The 702-nt window shown below is 56.0% G+C and carries 1 pseudogene; it reads right to left on the bottom strand.

Annotation, left to right across the window (positions count from 1 at the left end):
• Positions 1-702, bottom strand: a pseudogene (locus A3754_RS06160) (DUF445 domain-containing protein); the annotation flags it as partial.

Here is a 702-nt window from a genome sequence, read left to right as displayed (position 1 = left end):
CTTTAAGAATGGCTTCGATCACCGCTGCAGGGGTAACAATTTCACTGGCAACCAGCTCACCGTAACGAGCAGCAACCTGTTTGCGCCGTTTCAGGAACAGGCCCTGCCATTCGAACAACCCCAGGTAACGCACCGGTTGTTTCGGGTTGAAGATCATTTTCAGCGCCAGCCAGTCGGTGAACCAGCCGGTGAAGAGCCCGAACAGGGGAATCACCCAGATGTTGTGGGTAAAAGCCCACACCACCGCCTGCACGATGCCGATGGCAAAACCGAAATAGATGCCGGAATTACGGATGAACTTGAATTCCACATGGCCGGCTTCCAGAAACACCCGGTTGAGCAATTCCTTGTCGCGCACCAACGCGTTGATTACCAGATCCTTAAGGTCAAACACCCGGGTAATATTGCTTTTGATGTCCTCCATGATCTGCTCGACCATGTGCGGCGCTTCGTTCTGGATCCGCTGGATAATCAGCCGCTTCACCGATTCCGGTGCCGCTTCCCACAGGCCCGGCTGGTATTCCGCCGCCACTTCCCGGGTGATGTCTTCCACCGACTGAATCAGCGGATCACGAATTTCCTCCGCTACCCGGTGGGGGTCCAGCTTGTTGAACACATCCTCCGGTTTCAGCAACCGTTCCATCATCAAATCGCAGGCGATGCTGGCCATGGTGGCCGCCTTGCTCGGTACGATGCCCTGCC

The organism is Alcanivorax sp. HI0083, from assembly GCF_001635175.1.
The sequence above is the reverse complement of the archived record's forward strand: the minus strand, read 5'-3'. Positions and strand labels throughout refer to the sequence as shown.